The organism is Escherichia sp. E2661, from assembly GCF_004745185.1.
Taxonomy (GTDB): domain Bacteria; phylum Pseudomonadota; class Gammaproteobacteria; order Enterobacterales; family Enterobacteriaceae; genus Escherichia.
In genome coordinates this window covers 32250-49206 of the sequence record NZ_PDIG01000039.1, presented here as the reverse complement: position 1 = coordinate 49206, position 16957 = coordinate 32250, and the positions used below count along the sequence as shown (strand labels likewise).

The following is a 16957-nucleotide window of genomic DNA, read 5'->3' as shown; positions in this document are numbered from 1 at the left end:
CGATGTCAACAAAGCTACCATCACAGTGTTTTACATCTCACACTGTTTATGACAAAAAATCTTTTGATAGGTTCCCAATAGGCTCCCACAAAACACATAACCAATTGTTTTTCAAAAACGATACATCCTATCGAGCATAGGAGCAATAGAGAAACGGTATGCGGGATAAGCGGTTTGTGATTCTGCTGACATGGCGATTTTTTAAGCATCTGGTGAATTGGGGGCGCTACTATAGCATAACGAATATGCGATCAGGCAATGCGGCAGCTTCGATGCCCGGTTGTCGGTGTTTAAGTGAGAATTATGGTAAAGTAAGGACATTCTTAACCCCACTTTCGAGGTGCACAATGGAAAAGACCACAACGCAGGAGTTATTGGCGCAGGCTGAAAAACTCTGCGCGCAGCGTAATGTGCGCCTGACACCGCAACGTCTCGAAGTGCTGCGCCTTATGAGCCTGCAAGAAGGGGCTATCAGCGCCTACGATCTACTTGATTTGCTGCGCGAAGCCGAGCCGCAAGCCAAGCCGCCGACGGTTTATCGCGCACTCGATTTTCTGCTTGAACAAGGTTTTGTGCATAAGGTTGAATCCACCAACAGCTATGTGCTCTGCCATCTTTTCGATCAGCCTACGCATACTTCAGCCATGTTTATTTGCGATCGCTGCGGCGCGGTGAAAGAAGAGTGTGCGGAAGGTGTGGAAGACATCATGCATACGCTGGCGGCAAAAATGGGTTTTGCCCTGCGGCATAATGTGATTGAAGCACATGGACTCTGTGCGGCATGTGTGGAAGTTGAAGCGTGTCGTCATCCTGAACAGTGCCATCATGACCACTCTCTTCAGGTGAAAAAGAAACCTCGCTAAGAGGGCGTACATCCTTGTACACGTCGGGCAGGAGGGATCAATTACCAACGGTAATCATGGCGTTTTTCCCAGCTATCAACCTCTTTTTCTGCCTGATCTTTCTGGTAACCGTAACGTTCCTGGATTTTACCCACTAACTGGTCACGCTTACCTTCAATGACCGTCATATCATCATCGGTCAGTTTGCCCCATTGCTCTTTCACTTTACCTTTGAACTGTTTCCAGTTACCGCCGACTTCGTCTTTATTCATATTCAAATCCTCATCGTTAGGTGGTGAATGAGTGTACGCTCACTTTTCTTCTGAACGTGGGATTAAGTGTAGTCAGGAATTTGGCTTAGGATTATTTATTCAGAACTTTTAACCGTCATGTTGCTGAAAACCAGGTTCCATTACGCCAGTGACGACGCCAGATAACCGCCAGTGAAAGCCCGCGCAGCGCCAGAAAGACGGTTAACGCCAGCCATAAACCTTGGTTACCCAACCACGGCAACGTCAGTAGCGTCAAAGCAAACCCTGCTGCTGCGACTGCCATACTATTGCGCATTTCGGCAGCGCGCGTTGCGCCAATAAACATACCGTCCAGCAGATAACACCAGACGCCCACCAGCGGTAAAATAACCTGCCAGATTAGGTAGCGATCGGCCAGATTCTGGATCTGCGTTAACGACGTTAGCAACGCGATGATATGTTCTCCCGCCAGCAAATAAATCACCGAAAACAACAATGCCACGATCCCCGACTGGCGGCACGCTGCGCGCCAGACATCCAGTAACTGGCTACCGTCGCGCGCACCATACGCCTGACCGGAGTGGGCTTCAACCGCGTAGGCAAAACCATCCAGCGCATAGGCAGTAAAGGTGAGTAACGTCATCAGGACCGCGTTGACGGCGATAATATCGCTCCCCAGTCGCGCCCCAAGAACCGTTATTGCGCCAAAACAGAGTTGTAGCAGCAGTGAGCGCAGCATAATGTCGCGGTTAAGCGCCAGCAAGCGACGGAAGTTTCCTCGCCAGGCAGTTTTCAGCATTTCGCCGGAGATGCCACGTAGTTTGAGGATTTTACGCACCATTAGCAGACCAATCAGCAATGTTGCATATTCCGCAATAACCGTCGCCAGCGCCGCGCCCTGCACGTTCATATGCAGCCCCATCACCAGCCAGACATCCAGCACAATGTTGAGGATATTGCCAACCACTAACAAAATCACTGGCGCGCGGGCATATTGCACGCCGAGCAACCAGCCGAGCAGCACCAGATTCGCCAGCGACGCCGGTGCGCTTAACCAGCGGATTGCAAGAAAGCGCCGCGCCTGTTCCAGAACCGCTTCGCTACCACCAACAATATGCAGCGCCAGCTCGATAATCGGCGTACGCAGTAACGCAATCAACGCTCCGGCTCCCAGTGCCAACAGCAACGGCTGCACCAGCGCACGCGCCAATGCCTGAGGATTTTTGGCACCATAAGCCTGTGCAGTAAGCCCGGTAGTGCTCATACGCAAAAACAGCAACAGCATAAAGAGAAAACTGGTCGCCGTTGCGCCAACCGCCACGCCGCCCAGATAAACCGGACTATCAAGATGACCAATGACCGCCGTATCAACCAGTCCCAGCAAGGGAACGGTGATATTGGAGAAAATCATGGGTAAAGCCAGATGCCAGAGTGCTTTATCAGATGAAGTGAGGAATGCCATGCAGACAAGCCTGATGAAGAGAGATTAAAACAAACCGCGATGCCAGGCGGCATCGCGGTATCAGAGATAGATTACAGCCAGTCGCCGTTGCGAATAACACCAACCGCCAGCCCTTCAATGCTGAAGCTCTGCTGACGAAGGTCAACGACAATTGGTTTAAACTCGCTATTTTCTGGCAGAAGTTCGACTTTATTACCCTGTTTTTTCAGACGCTTAACGGTAACTTCGTCATCTATACGCGCGACAACGACCTGACCATTACGCACATCCTGGGTTTTATGCACTGCCAGCAAGTCGCCGTCCATAATGCCGATATCTTTCATCGACATCCCACTGACGCGCAGCAGGAAATCGGCATTCGGTTTGAACAGGGAAGGATCGACCTGATAATGACCTTCAATATGCTGCTGCGCCAGAAGCGGTTCACCGGCAGCCACACGGCCCACCAACGGTAACCCTTCTTCCTCTTCCTGCAACAGACGAATCCCGCGCGATGCGCCGGAAACAATTTCAATAACGCCTTTGCGTGCCAGCGCCTTCAGATGCTCTTCTGCCGCATTTGGGGAACGGAACCCCAAACGCTGCGCGATTTCCGCACGCGTCGGCGGCATACCTGTCTGGCTGATGTGATCACGGATGAGATCAAACACCTCTTGTTGCCTGGCCGTTAACGCTTTCATTCCGCCCCCTGGGTGTATATACAGTTATGCTGTGAGTATATACAGCAAAAGGTGATTTTGGAACCATAAACTACACAATAAACCAGAGATTTATCGAATTCTGGAAGGGTTATCCAAAATGCGACCATAACAGAATGCACCAGGTAATCACGGCGACGATAATGGCGATCAGCACCGCGGCAGAGCCCATATCTTTCGCCCGCCCGGAAAGCTCATGGTATTCAGAGCCAATTCGGTCAACCACTGCTTCGATAGCGCTATTGAGGATTTCCACAATCATCACCAGCATGACAGAACTAATAAGCAATACTCGGGTTATTGCATCCACATCCAGCCAACAGGCAATAACCACTGCCAACAATACCGCGACACCTTCCTGACGGAATGCCGCTTCGTTGATCCATGCGGCACGTAAACCTTTCCAGGAATAGCCAGCAGCTTTGATAATTCGGGTGAATCCAGTGGTATTATTGGCCATCGAAAGAACCTTTTTACATTATGAGCGTCAATATCAGTGTACCGTTGAATCCGAAGATTACGGTTAGCGTAACGTCGCGCGAAACATGAGCGGATACCACAGAATTTCCCATGACTTTCTGCTATCCTTCCCGCGCATTTGCATTATTAACCAGAGGCTTTACATCGTTTATGTCCGGCTGGCCACGAATTTACTACAAATTACTGAATTTACCATTAAGCATCCTGGTAAAAAGCAAGTCTATCCCGGCAGATCCTGCCCCGGAACTGGGACTGGATACCTCTCGTCCAATTATGTACGTTTTACCGTACAACTCAAAAGCGGATTTGCTGACGTTGCGCGCCCAGTGCCTGGCGCACGACCTGCCTGACCCATTAGAGCCGCTGGAAATAGACGGCACGTTACTACCGCGCTATGTGTTTATTCATGGCGGGCCGCGTGTTTTCACCTATTACACACCGAAAGAAGAGTCTATTAAGCTGTTCCACGACTATCTCGATCTGCACCGCAGCAACCCAAATCTGGATGTGCAGATGGTGCCGGTATCGGTGATGTTTGGTCGTGCGCCGGGGCGCGAAAAAGGTGAAGTTAACCCGCCACTGCGCATGCTCAACGGCGTACAGAAATTTTTCGCCGTGCTCTGGCTCGGTCGCGACAGTTTTGTGCGCTTCTCTCCGTCAGTTTCGCTGCGCCGTATGGCGGATGAACACGGCACGGATAAAACCATCGCCCAAAAACTGGCACGCGTGGCGCGTATGCACTTTGCCCGCCAGCGTCTGGCTGCCGTAGGGCCGCGCCTGCCAGCTCGTCAGGATCTGTTTAACAAACTGCTCGCCTCCCGCGCCATTGCCAAAGCGGTAGAAGACGAAGCGCGCAGCAAAAAAATCTCCCAATGAAAAAGCGCAGCAGAATGCTATTGCACTGATGGAAGAGATTGCTGCGAACTTCTCTTACGAGATGATCCGCCTGACTGACCGTATTCTGGGCTTCACCTGGAACCGACTTTATCAGGGCATCAACGTCCATAACGCCGAGCGCGTTCGCCAGTTGGCCCACGACGGTCATGAGCTGGTGTATGTGCCTTGCCACCGCAGTCACATGGACTACCTGCTGCTTTCTTACGTGCTGTATCACCAGGGGCTGGTGCCGCCGCATATCGCCGCCGGGATCAACCTGAATTTCTGGCCTGCCGGGCCGATTTTCCGCCGTCTGGGTGCGTTCTTTATTCGCCGCACGTTTAAAGGCAATAAGCTCTATTCTACGGTTTTCCGTGAGTATCTCGGCGAACTGTTCAGCGTGGTTATTCCGTCGAGTACTTTGTGGAAGGCGGTCGTTCGCGTACAGGCCGTTTGCTGGACCCGAAAACCGGTACGCTGTCGATGACCATTCAGGCGATGCTGCGTGGCGGCACTCGTCCGATTACGCTGATTCCGATCTACATCGGTTATGAGCACGTCATGGAAGTGGGTACTTACGCCAAAGAACTGCGCGGCGCAACGAAAGAGAAAGAGAGCCTGCTGCAGATGCTGCGCGGTTTAAGCAAGCTGCGTAATCTCGGTCAGGGCTATGTCAACTTCGGTGAACCAATGCCGTTGATGACCTACCTTAACCAGCACGTGCCAGACTGGCGTGAATCTATCGACCCAATCGAAGCGGTGCGTCCGGCCTGGTTAACACCGACGGTCAATAACATTGCTGCCGATCTGATGGTACGCATTAACAACGCAGGCGCGGCAAACGCCATGAACCTGTGCTGTACTGCGCTTCTGGCGTCACGTCAGCGCTCACTCACCCGCGAGCAGTTAACCGAGCAACTCAACTGCTATCTGGATTTGATGCGCAACGTGCCTTACTCCACGGACTCTACCGTTCCTTCAGCCAGCGCCAGCGAGCTTATCGATCACGCGCTGCAAATGAACAAGTTTGAAGTTGAGAAAGACACTATCGGCGACATCATCATTCTGCCGCGCGAGCAAGCGGTGCTGATGACCTACTATCGCAACAACATTGCGCATATGTTGGTGCTGCCTTCGCTGATGGCGGCAATTGTCACCCAGCATCGCCACATCTCCCGCGACGTATTGATGGAGCACGTCAATGTGCTTTACCCAATGCTGAAAGCGGAACTGTTCCTGCGCTGGGATCGCGACGAATTACCGGGCGTGATTGATGCGCTGGCAAATGAGATGCAACGTCAGGGGCTGATTACACTGCAAAATGACGAGCTGCATATCAATCCGGCACATTCCCGCACGCTTCAGCTGCTGGCCGCAGGCGCGCGCGAAACGCTGCAACGTTATGCCATCACTTTCTGGCTGCTGAGCGCCAACCCGTCGATCAACCGCGGGACGCTGGAGAAAGAGAGCCGCACCGTGGCGCAACGTCTCTCCGTGCTTCACGGCATCAACGCACCGGAGTTCTTCGACAAGGCGGTATTCAGTTCTCTGGTACTGACGCTGCGTGATGAAGGGTATATCAGCGACAGCGGCGACGCCGAACCGGCAGAGACGATGAAGGTCTATCAGTTGCTGGCAGAGTTGATTACATCAGATGTACGTTTGACGATTGAGAGTGCGACGCAGGGTGAAGGGTAATCGGTGAGAGTTGCCGGATGCGGCGAAAATGAACTGAACCACAAAACCTGCAAATTCAATAAGTTGCGATTCACCGGGTAGGCCTGATAAGCGAAGCGCATCAGGCAATTTTTCCCGGACAAAAAAGCCGGAGGATCCTCCGGCTTTTTTACATCATCAGAAATGCCAGTAACTCATTGCCAGCCCTAAAAACAGCACCAGGCCAACATAGTTATTATTCATAAATGCTTTAAAGCAGGCTTCGCGCTCGCGGTTAGCAATCAGTTTTTGTTGATATACAAACAGCGCGCCCGCGACCAGAATTGACCAATAATATCCCCAGCCTAAGCCATTTAACTCGCCGATAATCGCCATCAGCACCAGCACGCCAATCTGCAAAATACCGATAATCAACTTATCGTATTGACCGAACAAGATAGCGGTGGACTTAATGCCAATCTTCACGTCATCGTCACGGTCGACCATCGCATATTGCGTGTCGTAAGCCACCGCCCACAGAATATTGGCAAGGAACATCAGCCAGCAGCTTAACGGCACCGATTCACTCACCGCGGCAAAAGCCATTGGAATCGACCAACCAAACGCCGCACCCAGCACCACTTGCGGTAAATGGGTATACCGCTTCATAAACGGGTACACCCACGCCAACGCCAGTCCGGCAATCGACAACAGAATGGTCATCGTGTTCAGTGTCAATACCAGTAAGAACGAAATCAGCACCAGCACCACAAATAGCGTTCGCGCCTCTTTCTCCGTAACCGCACCACTGGGAAGCGGTCGGTTTGCTGTGCGCTTCACATGACCATCAAATTTACGGTCAGCATAGTCATTCACCACGCACCCGGCGGCGCGCATCAGCCAGACGCCAGCGACGAACACCGCCAGAATCCAGAGTTGGGGAACGACCTGGGGTCGCCACCCACAGCGCCCACAACGTTGGCCAGAGCAGCAGTAACGCGCCTATTGGCTTATCCGTACGCATTAAGCGATGAAACGCCAGCAGCTTATTCTGCGTCAGACTCCACTCCATATTTTTTTCCTCTTAGTACAACGGTGACGCCGGTAAAAACAGTTCAGTCAGCAACAGCGGCTTACCGCTTAATCGCAGGCGGGAACGGCGCCCCCAAAGTCCGGCATCACGGCCTATCTCAATAAAGTCCCGGGTTAATGTCGATGATGTGAACAGATAACGTCCTAATGGCGTTTTACCCAATTTTTGTAACGCCAGCTCAGGGCCACTTAATGTTGATACAGGGAGGACGGTACGCCCGGCAAGCCAGGGTTCCCCATCGGCACATAGCAAAATTTCACGTAACCAGTAACGGGATTCTTTCGGCAGCAGCGGTAATTCTTCGGGGATTTCATTCTGTTCGACAAATCCTTCGCGGATCATCGTCACGCTCACCGTTTTTCCCTGCTGTTCAAAACGTTTAGTCATGGAATCTTCCAGCAACAACCAGTCGAGCAGTTGCGGTTCCAGCGCAGGGATCTCTGCAAAATAGCGCAGCGCACGCAGTTGCGTTAACGCGGGGTGTGACATGCCGAACTCTCCGTTACATAACGTAAAGGCATTGTATCGCAGAAAAGCGATAACGGGAGATGTAAAGCATATTAAGTGATCTAATACGCAACAATCACGCAACAATCACTGGGGGGAGAAAAAAAGGTGCGCCAGAAGACGCACCAGTTGTTGCAAAATCAGCACTGTGGGGCGTAATTACCCCTTGCCTTTTACACTGCTGATAAAGGTGGAACGGGCAGATGTCGATCCCAGACGTTCAGCTTCATCAAGCAGTTTTAACGCCTTATCAACATCACCTTTCGCGACAGCGTTTTTGATCGCGGTATTAAAATAACTTTCCGTGTCGTTGAGCATCGGTTCACTTTTCTTCACCGGTGCCGGAGCGGGTGCAGCCACGGCTGGTGCCGCCGTGTTGCCTACCGTAACCGGAGCTGGGGCGGAAGAACCAAATAACGGTCCCACCAGCACACTGGAGCTGGAGTTCGTTTTCACTTTCAGTTTCAGCAGGCCATCAGTGGTATGACGAGCTACCGGGTCTGGAATATCAGGGATCGAGTTACCGACGCCTTTGGCATAGGCTTTTGCCGGGTCGAGCAGTTGCGTCGTCTGCTGGAGATCTTTTTCCGTGGTAAAGACCAGAACATACAGTTTTTGCTGCCCCAACGCTGGTGTCAGGCGCATCACTCCTTCCAGACGATCTGCGCTCATGACGCCTGGTTCCTGGTAGGTGAAATAACTGCTGGGGAAGAAGGCAGATGGCGTCATGCTCTGATCAAGAATCAGCACGTTCGGCGCAAATACACTGGTTTGTTTGTTCACTTCGCTGGTCAGCGTAAGGGTCAGTTCGCCAATGTTTGCCGGAACGCTGTATGCCGCAACCGGACCACTGATACCAGGAACGTTCAACCGTTGGCCGCCAGTCGCTAACTGGGTAGTCTGAGTTTTGGATTGATCGACTGGTGTCCAGGTTAATTGTTGTAGCGCGGCAGATGGAATAGCTGGTGCGTCACTGGTGTTTTGCGGTACGTAGTTGACGTCGGCGAGGCTGATTCCAGGCGCGCTCGCCAGCAACCCTGCTGATAAACAGAGGGCGATGAGACTTTTATTCATTTTCATTGTTTTCACCTCAAAATCTGGAGTTCAGCGGTAGCCAGGCAATAGCGCGCTAAACCGATAATCAGAGGGGCTTGCGCCCCTTATAGATAATGACAACGTGTTTTTATGCCGGATGCGGCGTGAACGCCTTATCCGGCCTACGCTTTGCTATTACCACCAGATTTCCATCTGGGCGCCGAAGGTCCACTCGTCGCTATCACCACGACCGAAGCTACCGCCTTCGAAGTTCGCCGGAACGGCTTTACCGTAGTACGGGTTGGTTGAAGAAGTCCCCGTGTAGTCATAGCCCCATTTCTCATCCCACTTGGCGTAGGTCGCGAAGACACGAATAGCCGGACGTGACCAGATGCTGTCGCCAGCCTGCCATTGTTGTGCGAGGGTAATTTTGTACTGATTGTTCTTGTCGCCAGTGCGCTGGGATTCGACGTTGTCGTAGCCGATCTCCATCAAGGTGCTCATGATTGGCGTCCACTTGTACATCGGGCGAATACCGACGGTCCACCACTTGGTGCCGTTATCGTTATCCCAGTTGATGTCCTGATACATACCCACGTACATCATGTCCCAGTTGTCGCCCATCGAGATCGCACCGTGATCAAGAATACGCAGCATGTGACCGTTGTTGTTGATGTTGTAGGCAAAGTGTTCGTTATCAAACGCGACGCCAGAGCCCTGCGACAGACCTTTACCCTGCGAGGTCATCGAATCAGTTGCGTACTGAACAACAAACTTGTTGAAGCCCTTCAGGATGCTCTGAGTATGTTCAGCAGTGAATAACCAACCGTCTTTCGATGCGCCATCAACCAGACGATAGTTATCACGCAGGTTAGCGCGACCGTAGTCGACACCCAGTTCTAACGTACCGCCTGGGTTGATTTCCATCTGCGCTAAACGCACGTCGAAGACATCGTTCGCAGTTTCGTTGGTGTAGTCATAGATATTGTTGCTGGCGAAAGAAGAAGAACCACCAGCTTCAGAAGAGCGGGTTGCTGCCAGGGAGAGCTTACCGAAGCCAACATCGATGTTTTCCAGACCGGCACCAGGACCAGAAATATCCCAGTAGTAGAAGTCGATCATATGAACGTCATGACGTTGATAGAAACGCTTACCCGCCCAGATGGTGGAACCTGGCAGCCATTCAATCAGGTTTTTACCCTGCACGTTCGCTTCACGGAAGGCCGGATCGGTAGCTTCCCAGTCATTCTGTTGCGCGACGGAATAGGCCACGTTAGTGTCGAAATAGAAGCTCTTATCGCCCTCTTTCCACACTTCCTGACCCAATTTTAATTCAGCATAAGTTTCACATTCGTTGCCAAGACGGTATTTACTTTGAGCACCAGTGGTCTGGAAACACTGTTGTTCACCGCCACTCCCTGTCCAGCCGATACCGGAACGAGCGTAACCGTGGAAATCCACAGCCATTGCCTGAGCAGACATTACGCCCGCTGCGACGGCAACCGCCAGAGGAAGTTTGCGCAGAGTAATCATCATTCTATCTCCTGAGTCATTGCTTTTCTTTTTTCACATCACCTGTCACAGGTTTTGTGTCTTTTGTAGGGTGCTTAAACGCCCGGCTCCTGATGCAGTCGACGACATGCAGTGCCATCCTCACGGAACAGATGGCAACGCTCTGGCGGCAGGCCGATAGCGAATGTGGCACCTTCTTCTACCAACACCACGTCAGACTGGCGGTACACCAGGTTTTGACGAATGGAAGGGATCTGGATATGAATTTGGGTTTCGTTACCGAGTTGCTCGACGACCTGAACTTCACCTTCAAGGATGACGTCGGCGATATCACTTGGCAGTAGATGTTCCGGGCGAATGCCCAGTGACATGTTGGCTCCGACCTGAACGTTGTGGCTTTCAACCGGAAGCCAGACTTGCTGGAGGTTTGGCATCGGCAGCTCAACCTGAACTTGATCGATTGCAACGGCGGTCACTTTTACCGGCAAGAAGTTCATTTTCGGCGAACCAATAAAACCGGCGACAAAGCGGTCTGCCGGATAGTGATACAGTTCGAGGGGTTTCCCGACCTGCGCCACGCGCCCGGCATCCAGCACCACGATTTTATCGGCCAGCGTCATCGCTTCGACCTGATCGTGAGTGACGTAAATCATTGTGCGGCCCAGACGTTTATGCAGACGGGAGATTTCGATACGCATCTGCACACGCAGCGCAGCGTCAAGGTTGGAGAGCGGTTCATCGAGCAAAAACACGCTTGGCTCGGCCACCAGCGTACGGCCAATCGCCACACGCTGACGCTGCCCGCCGGAGAGCGCCTTCGGTTTGCGATCAAGCAAGTGCGCCAGTTGCAGTACTTCCGCCACCTGGTTAACACGCTGGTTGATCACCTCTTTCTTCGCGCCCGCCAGTTTCAGGCCAAAGGACATGTTTTCTGCCACTGACAGATGGGGATAGAGCGCATAGGACTGGAACACCATGCCGACGCCGCGTTCTGCTGGCGGGGTATCGTTCATTCGTTTCTCACCGATGAACAGGTCGCCGCTGGTGATCGTCTCAAGACCGGCAATCATGCGCAGTAACGTTGATTTACCGCAGCCAGATGGCCCGACAAACACCACGAACTCACCTTCGTGGATCTCGAGGTTGATATCTTTCGATACCACCACATCCCCCCAGGCCTTCGTTACATTTTGCAGCTGTACGCTCGCCATGCCCTTCTCCCTTCGTTACAACCTGTCATCGACAGCAACATTCATGATGCGGTGACTATGCTTGATCGACAGATAGCTTAAATCCTCCACCCCCAGGCTTTTTTATGGGGGAGGAGGCGGGAGGATGAGAAGGTGGTGTCTGCGTACTAATCCGAAGGAAAGTAAGGAAATTCGTGATGTTGCTTGCAAAAAACATGGCGATTTTGTGTGCGCCCTCCCGCAATACTGCCGTTTCTGCGACATGGATCACACAAAACGAAGGTGGGGCGTAGGGGCAAGGAGGATGGAAAGAGGTTGCCGTATAAAGAAACTAGAGTCCGTTTAGGCGTTTTCACAAGCACTTCACCAACAAGGACCAGAGATTATGAAAATAAAAACAGGTGCACGCATCCTCGCATTATCTGTTTTAACGACGATGATGTTTTCCGCCTCGGCTCTCGCCAAAATCGAAGAAGGTAAGCTGGTAATCTGGATCAACGGCGATAAAGGCTACAACGGCCTTGCTGAAGTCGGTAAGAAATTCGAGAAAGATACCGGAATTAAAGTCACCGTTGAGCATCCGGATAAGCTGGAAGAGAAATTCCCCCAGGTTGCGGCAACTGGCGATGGTCCGGACATCATCTTCTGGGCGCACGACCGCTTTGGCGGCTATGCCCAGTCTGGTCTGTTAGCTGAAATCTCTCCGGACAAAGCGCTCCAGGACAAGATTTATCCGTTCACCTGGGATGCCGTGCGTTTTAACGGCAAACTCATTGCTTACCCGGTTGCAGTTGAAGCGTTATCGCTGATTTATAACAAAGATCTGTTGCCGAACCCGCCAAAAACCTGGGAAGAGATCCCGGCGCTGGATAAAGAACTAAAAGCGAAAGGTAAGAGCGCGCTGATGTTCAACCTGCAAGAACCGTACTTTACCTGGCCGCTGATTGCTGCCGACGGTGGTTATGCGTTCAAGTATGAAAACGACAAATACAACGTGAAAGACGTTGGCGTGGATAACGCTGGCGCGAAAGCGGGTCTGACCTTCCTGGTTGATCTGATTAAAAACAAACACATGAATGCGGATACTGACTACTCCATTGCAGAGGCAGCCTTTAACAAAGGTGAAACTGCGATGACCATTAATGGTCCGTGGGCATGGTCTAACATCGACACCAGCAAAGTGAACTACGGTGTGACGATGCTGCCAACCTTCAAGGGACAACCGTCCAAACCGTTCGTTGGCGTGCTGAGCGCAGGCATTAACGCGGCCAGTCCGAACAAAGAGCTGGCGAAAGAGTTCCTCGAAAACTACCTGCTGACCGACGAAGGTCTGGAAGCGGTGAATAAAGACAAACCGCTGGGTGCCGTGGCGCTGAAGTCTTACCAGGATCAGCTGGCGAAAGATCAACGTATCGCCGCCACTATGGATAACGCCAAGAACGGTGAAATCATGCCGAACATCCCGCAGATGTCCGCCTTCTGGTATGCCGTGCGTACCGCAGTAATCAACGCAGCCAGTGGTCGTCAGACCGTTGATGCCGCGCTGAAAGATGCACAGGGTCGTATTACCAAGTAATGCAGAGAAATGCCGGATGCGGCGTAGAACGCCTTATCCGGCCTACGAAGACCGAAACGTATGTAGGCCTGATAAGACGCGCCAGCGTCGCATCAGGCAGTTGTTGCCGGATGCGGCGTAAACGCCTTATCCGGCCTACGAAGCCGAAACGTATGTAGGCCTGATAAGACGCATCTGCGTCGCATCAGGCAGTTGTTGCCGGATGCGGCGTAAACGCCTTATCTGTCCTGGAATGAGGAAGAACCCCATGGATGTCATTAAAAAGAAACATTGGTGGCAAAGCGACGCGCTGAAATGGTCAGTGTTAGGTCTGCTCGGCCTGCTGGTGGGTTACCTTGTTGTTTTAATGTACGCACAAGGGGAATACCTGTTCGCCATTACCACGCTGATTTTGAGCTCAGCGGGGCTCTATATTTTCGCCAATCGTAAAGCCTACGCCTGGCGCTATGTCTACCCGGGAATGGCCGGGATGGGGCTATTCGTCCTCTTCCCTCTGGTCTGCACCATCGCCATCGCCTTCACCAACTACAGCAGCACCAACCAGCTTACCTTTGAACGCGCTCAGGAAGTTCTGTTGGACCGCGCCTGGCAGGCAGGGAAAACCTATAACTTTGGTCTTTATCCCGCGGGTGATGAGTGGCAACTGGCGCTCACCGACGGCGAAACCGGCAAAAATTATCTCTCAGACGCTTTCAAATTTGGCGGCGAGCAAAAACTGCAACTGAAAGAAACGGCCACGCAACCTGAAGGCGAGCGCGCAAATCTGCGCGTGATTACCCAGAATCGTCAAGCCCTGAGCAACATTACCGCCATTTTGCCGGATGGCAACAAAGTGATGATGAGCTCCCTGCGCCAGTTCTCCGGCACTCAGCCGCTGTACACATTAGGCGATGACGGTACGCTGACCAATAACCAGAGTGGCATAAAATATCGTCCAAACGACCAGATTGGTTTTTACCAGTCCATCACTGCTGACGGCAACTGGGGTGACGAAAAACTCAGCCCGGGTTATACCGTGACTACTGGCTGGAAAAACTTTACCCGCGTCTTCACCGACGAAGGCATTCAGAAACCGTTCCTCGCCATTTTCGTCTGGACCGTAGTGTTCTCACTTATCACTGTCTTTTTAACGGTGGCGGTCGGCATGGTTCTGGCGTGTCTGGTGCAGTGGGAAGCGTTGCGCGGCAAAGCGGTCTATCGCGTCCTGCTTATTCTGCCCTACGCGGTGCCATCGTTCATTTCAATCTTGATTTTCAAAGGGTTGTTTAACCAGAGTTTCGGTGAAATCAACATGATGTTGAGCGCGCTGTTTGGCGTGAAGCCCGCCTGGTTCAGCGATCCGACCACCGCCCGCACGATGCTGATTATCGTCAACACCTGGCTGGGTTATCCGTACATGATGATCCTCTGCATGGGCTTGCTGAAAGCGATTCCGGACGATTTGTATGAAGCCTCAGCAATGGATGGCGCAGGTCCATTCCAGAACTTCTTTAAGATTACGCTGCCGCTGCTGATTAAACCGCTGACGCCGCTGATGATCGCCAGCTTTGCCTTTAACTTTAACAACTTCGTGCTGATTCAACTGTTAACCAACGGCGGCCCGGATCGTCTTGGCACGACCACGCCAGCCGGTTATACCGACCTGCTCGTTAACTACACCTACCGTATCGCCTTTGAAGGCGGCGGGGGTCAGGACTTCGGTCTGGCGGCGGCGATTGCCACGCTGATCTTCCTGCTGGTGGGTGCGCTGGCGATAGTGAACCTGAAAGCCACGCGAATGAAGTTTGATTAAGGGAGATAACAAAAATGGCAATGGTCCAACCGAAATCGCAAAAAGCACGTTTGTTTATTACTCACCTGCTACTCCTACTTTTTATCGCGGCGATTATGTTCCCGCTGCTGATGGTCGTCGCCATCTCGCTGCGCCAGGGGAACTTCGCGACCGGTAGCCTGATCCCGGAGCAAATCTCGTGGGATCACTGGAAACTGGCGTTAGGTTTTAGCGTTGAACAGGCGGATGGCCGCATTACGCCACCGCCATTCCCGGTACTGCTGTGGCTGTGGAACTCGGTAAAGGTCGCCGGTATTTCCGCGATTGGTATCGTGGCGCTCTCCACCACCTGCGCTTATGCCTTCGCCCGTATGCGCTTCCCTGGCAAAGCGACGCTGCTGAAAGGGATGCTGATTTTCCAGATGTTTCCCGGCAGTACTCTCACTGGTGGCGTTGTATGCGTTGTTTGATCGTCTGGGTGAATACATTCCGTTCATCGGCCTGAATACTCACGGCGGCGTGATCTTCGCGTACCTGGGGGGGATTGCGCTGCACGTCTGGACGATTAAAGGCTATTTCGAAACCATCGATAGCTCGCTGGAAGAAGCAGCAGCGCTGGATGGTGCGACACCGTGGCAGGCCTTCCGCCTTGTCCTGTTGCCGCTGTCAGTACCGATTCTGGCGGTTGTGTTCATCCTGTCGTTTATCGCTGCCATTACCGAAGTTCCGGTCGCGTCGTTGTTACTGCGTGACGTGAACAGTTACACCCTGGCCGTGGGTATGCAGCAATACCTCAACCCGCAAAACTACCTGTGGGGCGACTTTGCTGCCGCTGCCGTGATGTCTGCATTACCCATCACCATCGTCTTCTTGCTGGCTCAACGCTGGCTGGTTAACGGCCTGACGGCAGGTGGTGTGAAAGGTTAAAGATGTTGTTCTGCCAATGTTATGCCGCTAGACCCTCAACTTACGTTATCCTAACTTGTGACTGTTATTCGGCGCTCTTCGGAGCGCCTCTTTTTTACTCCCGCTTCAGCCGTTTCGAATTACACAGCCACAGGGTGATCACCAGTAACAGGATCGCAGCCGAGTAGATCAACACATCCAGTGGCGATTTATGATCGACGATGATCAAGCGCACAATGGCGGTGATCCCAATATAGACAAAGTAACGTAGCGGGAAGTGAAAACCGGACTGAAAGTACTTCACAATCAGTGCGATAAATTCGAAATAGAGAAAGTAAACCACCAGCCCCTCTACCAGCTCATATTTACTGGTTTGTTCTGGCGCGAACAGCACATCAGCCAGATGCACCGTTTCTTTGCCGAGGAAGACAACCAAAATCAGGCCGAGACACAGCAGGCCAAGATTGAGAACGGTCTGCAAAATGGTGGAGATAAACTCCACGCGCGGACGAGAGAGTGACGTCATAGCAGTACCTCCTTCACAGTGGCGAGCTTCCTGTATAACGCAAAAATGTGACGGAGATCTATATTTTTTGTGTATGTTTTGTTCAACCTGGATTTGGGGCGCGCCTCCACCAACGCCGGATGCGCCTACCCGTAGGCCGGATAAGCCGCGCCTGGCGGCGCATCCGGCAAGGCAAACCACACCAAAGCCGGTAATGCAAAAATCACCCATTCAGGTGATTCCCAGCCACCAACAAAGCGCGAAAAATCGACATTGTTCCTCTGGAACAAATGAAACGTAACCTGATAAAGGTGGTAAAAATGAAGCCTTATTTTGCTGCTTTGATGTTATCAGTCTCTGTTCTTCCTGCTTATGCTGGTCCGCTCGGTACTGCTGATAAAGCCGACCTACCGCAAAGCAATGTCTCCAGCCCAATGATGGCCCAGTCGCTCAGGCAACCAGACCTGCAACCGATATCGACGGACATGAAGACAGAATGTTTTCGCCTTTACACACCAGATCGCAAACCGGGGGTGAACTGCGTTCCTGATGGCTCAACAGGCCATTAAGAATGAGGGTGCCAGTGAGTGCGAAAAC

14 protein-coding genes and 3 pseudogenes are annotated in these 16957 nt (G+C 52.3%); 6 read left to right on the top strand and 11 right to left on the bottom strand.

Annotation, left to right across the window (positions count from 1 at the left end):
- Positions 1–347 precede the first annotated feature (347 nt).
- A complete protein-coding gene (gene zur, locus CRI63_RS21915) occupies positions 348–863 on the top strand; it encodes a zinc uptake transcriptional repressor Zur (RefSeq protein ID WP_064525566.1) in 516 nt (171 codons plus the stop codon).
- Between the two features lie 41 nt (positions 864–904).
- Here zur and CRI63_RS21910 read toward each other — a convergent pair whose 3' ends face one another.
- The 4 genes from CRI63_RS21910 to dgkA all read right to left on the bottom strand — a co-directional run bounded on the left by CRI63_RS21910 (position 905) and on the right by dgkA (position 3713).
- Positions 905–1114: a CsbD family protein gene (locus CRI63_RS21910; protein WP_001030602.1), complete on the bottom strand. Its 210-nt coding sequence runs from the start codon at positions 1112–1114 to the stop codon at positions 905–907.
- A 115-nt stretch (positions 1115–1229) separates the two neighbouring features.
- Positions 1230–2555: an MATE family efflux transporter DinF gene (dinF, locus tag CRI63_RS21905; protein WP_135520790.1), complete on the bottom strand. Its 1326-nt coding sequence runs from the start codon at positions 2553–2555 to the stop codon at positions 1230–1232.
- Positions 2556–2626: 71 nt separating this feature from the next.
- A complete protein-coding gene (gene lexA / locus CRI63_RS21900) occupies positions 2627–3235 on the bottom strand; it encodes a transcriptional repressor LexA (RefSeq protein ID WP_064525560.1) in 609 nt (202 codons plus the stop codon).
- Positions 3236–3344: 109 nt separating this feature from the next.
- Positions 3345–3713: a diacylglycerol kinase gene (gene dgkA, locus CRI63_RS21895; protein WP_000002907.1), complete on the bottom strand. Its 369-nt coding sequence runs from the start codon at positions 3711–3713 to the stop codon at positions 3345–3347.
- Positions 3714–3883: 170 nt separating this feature from the next.
- Between dgkA and plsB the strand changes: the two are divergent.
- Positions 3884–6307, top strand: a pseudogene (plsB, locus tag CRI63_RS21890) (glycerol-3-phosphate 1-O-acyltransferase PlsB).
- 156 nt (positions 6308–6463) lie between these two features.
- On the opposite strand, the pseudogene ubiA reads toward plsB, so the two are convergent.
- The 5 genes and pseudogenes from ubiA to malK all read right to left on the bottom strand — a co-directional run bounded on the left by ubiA (position 6464) and on the right by malK (position 11623).
- A pseudogene (gene ubiA / locus CRI63_RS21885) lies at positions 6464–7337 on the bottom strand (4-hydroxybenzoate octaprenyltransferase).
- A 12-nt stretch (positions 7338–7349) separates the two neighbouring features.
- A complete protein-coding gene (gene ubiC, locus CRI63_RS21880; RefSeq protein WP_135520788.1) occupies positions 7350–7847 on the bottom strand; it encodes a chorismate lyase in 498 nt (165 codons plus the stop codon).
- A gap of 177 nt (positions 7848–8024) precedes the next feature.
- Entirely contained in the window at positions 8025–8945 is a 921-nt protein-coding gene (gene malM / locus CRI63_RS21875; RefSeq protein WP_135405640.1) for a maltose operon protein MalM, read from the bottom strand.
- 150 nt (positions 8946–9095) lie between these two features.
- Entirely contained in the window at positions 9096–10436 is a 1341-nt protein-coding gene (gene lamB, locus CRI63_RS21870; RefSeq protein WP_135520786.1) for a maltoporin LamB, read from the bottom strand.
- A gap of 71 nt (positions 10437–10507) precedes the next feature.
- Positions 10508–11623 carry a maltose/maltodextrin ABC transporter ATP-binding protein MalK gene (gene malK / locus CRI63_RS21865; protein ID WP_130205781.1) on the bottom strand — a complete coding sequence of 372 codons (1116 nt, stop codon included), beginning with the start codon at positions 11621–11623 and terminating at the stop codon, positions 10508–10510.
- Positions 11624–11987: 364 nt separating this feature from the next.
- Here malK and malE point away from each other — a divergent pair, with 364 nt between their 5' ends.
- From malE to malG, 3 genes and pseudogenes are all read left to right on the top strand, one after another.
- Positions 11988–13178, top strand: coding sequence for a maltose/maltodextrin ABC transporter substrate-binding protein MalE (gene malE / locus CRI63_RS21860; RefSeq protein WP_130205779.1), 1191 nt, complete (start codon positions 11988–11990; stop codon positions 13176–13178).
- Between the two features lie 247 nt (positions 13179–13425).
- A complete protein-coding gene (malF, locus tag CRI63_RS21855; protein ID WP_135520784.1) occupies positions 13426–14970 on the top strand; it encodes a maltose ABC transporter permease MalF in 1545 nt (514 codons plus the stop codon).
- A 14-nt stretch (positions 14971–14984) separates the two neighbouring features.
- A pseudogene (malG, locus tag CRI63_RS21850) lies at positions 14985–15876 on the top strand (maltose ABC transporter permease MalG).
- A 94-nt stretch (positions 15877–15970) separates the two neighbouring features.
- Here malG and psiE read toward each other — a convergent pair.
- Complete coding sequence (gene psiE, locus CRI63_RS21845) at positions 15971–16381, bottom strand: phosphate-starvation-inducible protein PsiE (protein ID WP_000202902.1); 411 nt, start codon at positions 16379–16381, stop codon at positions 15971–15973.
- A gap of 125 nt (positions 16382–16506) precedes the next feature.
- On the bottom strand, positions 16507–16650 hold the full coding sequence (locus CRI63_RS24030) for a hypothetical protein (protein ID WP_167852328.1): 144 nt from the start codon (positions 16648–16650) through the stop codon (positions 16507–16509).
- Here CRI63_RS24030 and CRI63_RS21840 point away from each other — a divergent pair, their 5' ends adjacent.
- Positions 16651–16929, top strand: a complete 279-nt coding sequence (locus tag CRI63_RS21840) for a hypothetical protein (protein ID WP_135520782.1) — start codon at positions 16651–16653, stop codon at positions 16927–16929.
- Positions 16930–16957: the final 28 nt, after the last annotated feature.

Bases quoted from the DNA above. Each gene is read 5' to 3' on its own strand.
- lexA (WP_064525560.1), bottom strand. From the start codon at position 3,235: ATGAAAGCGTTAACGGCCAGGCAACAAGAGGTGTTTGATCTCATCCGT.
- psiE (WP_000202902.1), bottom strand. From the start codon at position 16,381: ATGACGTCACTCTCTCGTCCGCGCGTGGAGTTTATCTCCACCATTTTG.
- zur (WP_064525566.1), top strand. From the start codon at position 348: ATGGAAAAGACCACAACGCAGGAGTTATTGGCGCAGGCTGAAAAACTC.
- malE (WP_130205779.1), top strand. From the start codon at position 11,988: ATGAAAATAAAAACAGGTGCACGCATCCTCGCATTATCTGTTTTAACG.
- CRI63_RS21840 (WP_135520782.1), top strand. From the start codon at position 16,651: ATGAAACGTAACCTGATAAAGGTGGTAAAAATGAAGCCTTATTTTGCT.
- ubiC (WP_135520788.1), bottom strand. From the start codon at position 7,847: ATGTCACACCCCGCGTTAACGCAACTGCGTGCGCTGCGCTATTTTGCA.
- lamB (WP_135520786.1), bottom strand. From the start codon at position 10,436: ATGATGATTACTCTGCGCAAACTTCCTCTGGCGGTTGCCGTCGCAGCG.
- malF (WP_135520784.1), top strand. From the start codon at position 13,426: ATGGATGTCATTAAAAAGAAACATTGGTGGCAAAGCGACGCGCTGAAA.
- malK (WP_130205781.1), bottom strand. From the start codon at position 11,623: ATGGCGAGCGTACAGCTGCAAAATGTAACGAAGGCCTGGGGGGATGTG.
- dgkA (WP_000002907.1), bottom strand. From the start codon at position 3,713: ATGGCCAATAATACCACTGGATTCACCCGAATTATCAAAGCTGCTGGC.
- malM (WP_135405640.1), bottom strand. From the start codon at position 8,945: ATGAAAATGAATAAAAGTCTCATCGCCCTCTGTTTATCAGCAGGGTTG.
- dinF (WP_135520790.1), bottom strand. From the start codon at position 2,555: ATGGCATTCCTCACTTCATCTGATAAAGCACTCTGGCATCTGGCTTTA.
- CRI63_RS21910 (WP_001030602.1), bottom strand. From the start codon at position 1,114: ATGAATAAAGACGAAGTCGGCGGTAACTGGAAACAGTTCAAAGGTAAA.